This is a genomic window from Micromonospora sp. CPCC 205546 (genome assembly GCF_036902715.1).
GTDB lineage: Bacteria > Actinomycetota > Actinomycetes > Mycobacteriales > Micromonosporaceae > Micromonospora.
Window position 1 is genome coordinate 1 of record NZ_JBAKHL010000142.1, and the last position, 4,265, is coordinate 4,265.

Consider the following 4,265-nt stretch of genomic DNA (forward strand, 5'->3'; position numbering starts at 1 on the left):
CGCCGCGCCCCGACGGGTCAGCGGCGGCGGCGCCACGTCCAGCACGGTCACCCCGCCGGCGACGTGGTGCCGGCCCGGGTCGCGCAGCAGCGCCCGGTCCCCGACCAGCAGCGGCAGCGGCCGCGCCAGCCGCAGCCGGACGGTGTCGGCGCCGAGCGGCCGGACCCGGGCCGGCACCGCCGCCGCGCCGATGTGCAGGGTGAGGGTGGCCGGCAGGTCCCCGGTCGGGTCGCCGGCCAGCCGGACGTCCAGCAGGTCCGTGCGATGGAACCGGCCGGGGGTCAGCAGCGCGTCGCCGCGCCCCAGCCGGTCGCGGGGCGTGCCGCGCAGGTTCACCGCCACCCGGGCGACCGGGCCGACCTCGGGCCGGGCCGCGCCGAGGGAGTGCAGGCCGCGTACCCGCACCGCCTCCGCACTGCCAACCAGCTCCAGCTCGTCGCCCACCCGCAGCCGGCCGGCGCCGAGGGTGCCGGTCACCACGGTGCCGGCGCCGCGCACGGTGAAGGCGCGGTCCACCCACAGCCGCACCGGGGCGTCGGCCCGTGGGGCGGGCAGCCGGGCGGCGAGCCGGTCCAGCGCAGCGCGCAGTTGCGGCAGGCCGGCGCCGGTCACGGCGCTGACGGCGACCGCGTCGACCGCGCCCAGGGAGGTGGCGGCCAGCTCCGCCCGGGCGCGGGCCGTCGCCGGCCCCGGATCCGCCAGGTCCACGCGGGTCACCACCAGCAGGCCGTACGACACCCCGAGCGCGTCCAGCGCCGCCAGGTGCTCGGCCGACTGCGGCATCCAGCCCTCGTCGGCGGCGACGACGACCAGCGCGGCGGGCACCGGGCCGACGCCGGCGAGCATGTTCGGCACGAACCGCTCGTGGCCCGGCACGTCGACGAACGCGACCGTCGCGCCCGAGGGCAGCGTGCTCCAGGCGAAGCCGAGGTCGATGGTCATGCCCCGGCGGCGTTCCTCGGCCCACCGGTCGGGTTCCATCCCCGTCAGCGCCCGCACCAGGGTCGACTTGCCGTGGTCGACGTGCCCGGCGGTGGCCACCACGAGCACCGCTCAGCCCCGCCCGGGTACGCGCAGCACGGCGGCGCGCAGCGCCGCGTCGGCGTCGGCGGGCACGCAGCGCAGGTCCAGCAGCAGCCGCCCGCGTACGACCCGGCCCAGCACCGGCGGGTCGCCGAGACGCAGCGGCCCCGCATAGTGCTCCGGCAGGGCGAGCGCCCAGGAGGGCAGCTCGACGCCGGGCGCGCCACCGCCGCCGACGACCGCCCCGGCGGGCACCACCCGCGCCTCGCACCCGTCGGCGGCGAGCGCGTCACGCAGCCGCTCGGTGCGCTCGCGCAGCGCGTCCGGGTCGGCGTGCAGCGCCGCCCGGGTGGGGGTGGCCGGGTCACCGAGGGTGGCGGCCAGCGCGGCGAGGGTCAGCTTGTCCACCCGCAACGCCCGGGCCAGAGGGTGGCGGCGCAGCCGCTCGACCAGGTCGGCGGCGCCGAGCAGCAGCCCGGCCTGCGGGCCGCCGAGCAGCTTGTCGCCGCTGGCGGTGACCAGCGCCGCCCCGGCCCGCAGGGTGGAGGCGGCGTCCGGCTCGGCGGGCAGCAGCGCGTCGGGCGCGAGCAGCCCGGAGCCGATGTCGGCCACCACGGGGACGCCGAGGGTGGCCAGCGCCCGTACGGGCACGGCGGAGGTGAAGCCGGTGACCTGGAAGTTCGACGGGTGCACCTTGAGCACGAAGCCGGTACGGGGACCGAGCGCGGCGGCGTAGTCGTCGAGGGTGCTGCGGTTGGTGGTGCCCACCTCGCGCAGCCGGGCGCCGGTGCTCTCCAGCAGGTCGGGCAGGCGGAACCCGTCGCCGATCTCCACCAGCTCGCCCCGGCTGACCACGATCTCGGCGTCGGCGGCCAGGGCGGTGGCGGCGAGCACCAGCGCGGCGGCGCCGTTGTTGACCACGTGCACCGCACCGGCGTCGGGCACCGCCGCCGCGAGGGCGTCGAGGGCGTCGCGTCCGCGCCGGGCCCGCCGTCCGGTGCGCAGGTCCAGCTCGACGTCGGTGTGGCCGGTGGCGGCGGTGACGGCCGCGGCGGCGGCGGGCGACAACGCGGCGCGTCCCAGGTTGGTGTGCAGCACCACCCCGGTGGCGTTGAGCACCGCCCGGGGCGCCGGCGCGGGGAGGGCGGCCAGCGCGGCGTCGCGTACCGCCTCGGGGGTGATCTCGCCCCGGCGGGCGCGCTCCTGGGCGCGGTGGACGGCGACCTTGACCCGATCCCGACCGACGGCGACCGCCGCGGCGGCCAGCCGGGGGTCGGCGAGCAGCGCGTCGGTGCGCGGCACCCGCCGGCGCGGATCTGCCGCGACGTCCCCCATGGTCCCCTCTTCCGCAGCGTTGGCGGAGACGGACGGGAATCGAACCCGCCTGGCCCGGATCCCGGACCACACCGGTTTTGAAGACCGGGAGGGGCACCAGCCGCCTGAACGCCTCCACGCAGCAGTGAACCACAGGACCGGCGGGCGTGCGCGTGAGGGCGTCAGCCCCCGGCGGCGCGCCGCCGCTGGAGGCGCTCGCGCTGCGGCACCACCGTGTACTTCGGATCCTTCGCCGAGGCGACGCCGCCGTGGAAGATGCCGAAGCGCGTCGCCACCGAGGCGCCCAGCAGGGCCGCCCCGGACAGCGCGGAGATCGTGCGGCTGCGCCGGCCCAGCAGCGCGCCGGCCACCCCGACGGCGGTCAGGGCCCGCCCGGCGCGCAGCAGGCGACCGGCGGATCCGGTGCGGTAGGGCTCGCTGAGCAGCCCGAGCCGGGTCTCCACGCGGTGCGCGCCGTACAGCTCCAGGGCCGCGCCCGCCACCGCCATCCGCCGGGCGGGCCCGGCCTGCGCGGCGGGCGCGGCGATCAGGCCCACTCCCGCGCCGCTGGCCAGGGCGCTGCCCGCGAAGATGACCGGCAGCTCCGGGTACGCCTCGTGCCACGACGGCACGGCCGTGTCCGCCAGCAGCACCCCCGTGTACGTGGCCAGCGCCGGCGCGGTCGCCGCGGCGGCCAGCCCGGCGGCGTGCCCCATCGGTGGCAGCACCCGGCGGGCGAGGCCGGACAGGCCCCGCTCGGGCAGCCACGCCGCCCCCTCGGCGACCGCCGCGATCCCGGCGGCCGGGCCGAACGCGCCGAGGATCCAGGTGCCCACGGACATGGGCGAGGTGGGCTTGGCCACCCGCAGCATGTGGTGGAACCGGGCGGGCCGCCCCAGGTCCCTGATCAGGAAGACGGTGCTGGCGGTGACGGCCGCCAGCGAGGCGACCCGACCGGCGCGGCGCAACGCGGGCCGGCCGGTGAGCTGCCCGCCCGCCGCGAGCAGCGACGAGCCGGCGGCCAGCCCGCCGGTGAACAGGTACGCGGCGATGTCCCACTTCCAGACCGGCGCCTTGAGGATCGGGCGGCCGTAGTAGGAGGTGAACTCGGCCTCCGGGACGCGCAGCTCCTCGCCGCCGCGCCGCCTGCGCCCACCACGCTCCGGACTCACGAGGAACCTCCCACGAACGCGGCCACGGCCGCCGCCGCCATCGCCAGCGCGGCCAGGCCGGCCCGCTTCCACATCCTCGGCAGGTCCCGGGTGGTGACCACCGGGTCCGGCGGCAGCCCGTAGACCTCCGGCTCGTCGAGCAGCAGGAAGAACGCGCCGTCGCCGCCGACCCCGTCGTGCGGGTCGTGCCCGTAGAGCCGCGCCTCGGGCACGCCCCGCTCGTGCAGCGTCGCCACCCGGGCCGCGGCCCGCTCGCGCAGCTCGTCGAGGGGCCCGTACTGGATGGACTCGGTCGGGCACGCCTGCGCGCAGGCCGGGGTCATCCCCGCGCCGATCCGGTCGTAGCACAGCGTGCACTTCCACGCCCGGCCGTCGCCCTTGCGCTGGTCGATGACGCCGTAGGGACAGGCGGAGATGCAGTAGCCGCAGCCGTTGCAGATGTCCTCCTGCACCACGACCGTGCCGAACTCCGTGCGAAACAGCGAGCCGGTGGGGCAGACGTCGAGGCAGGCCGCGTGGGTGCAGTGCTTGCAGACGTCGGACATCATCAGCCAGCGGAAGTCGGTGCGCCCCTCGGCTCCCCCGGCGCGCCCCGGCGGCTGGGCCCCGGGCATCCCCAGGAACTCAGGCCCGCCCCGGCCGGCGGGGCCCGTGGCGGCGGGGCCCGCGTCCGGGCCGCCGCCGGTCGCGACGCCACCGCTTTCCCGGCCCGGGTCGGTGCCGGTGGCCATCCGCGCGGCCGGCGGCGCCGCGCCC

At 78.6% G+C, this 4,265-nt stretch carries 4 protein-coding genes and 1 tRNA gene; all 5 read right to left on the reverse strand.

From position 1 onward, the window contains the following. On the reverse strand, positions 1-1,050 hold a 1,050-nt coding region (selB, locus tag V6U77_RS29630; protein ID WP_334610037.1), incomplete at its 3' end, for a selenocysteine-specific translation elongation factor. A gap of 3 nt (positions 1,051-1,053) precedes the next feature. Further along, positions 1,054-2,358: an L-seryl-tRNA(Sec) selenium transferase gene (gene selA, locus V6U77_RS29635; RefSeq protein ID WP_334610038.1), complete on the reverse strand. Its 1,305-nt coding sequence runs from the start codon at positions 2,356-2,358 to the stop codon at positions 1,054-1,056. Between the two features lie 20 nt (positions 2,359-2,378). Beyond that, positions 2,379-2,474: transfer RNA gene (locus V6U77_RS29640), tRNA-Sec, on the reverse strand. A gap of 45 nt (positions 2,475-2,519) precedes the next feature. Next, on the reverse strand, positions 2,520-3,509 hold the full coding sequence (nrfD, locus tag V6U77_RS29645; RefSeq protein WP_334610039.1) for an NrfD/PsrC family molybdoenzyme membrane anchor subunit: 990 nt from the start codon (positions 3,507-3,509) through the stop codon (positions 2,520-2,522). After that, positions 3,506-4,265 (reverse strand): 4Fe-4S dicluster domain-containing protein (locus V6U77_RS29650; RefSeq protein ID WP_334610040.1); only part of this gene is annotated, 760 nt, incomplete at its 5' end. The genes nrfD and V6U77_RS29650, both read right to left, overlap by 4 nt.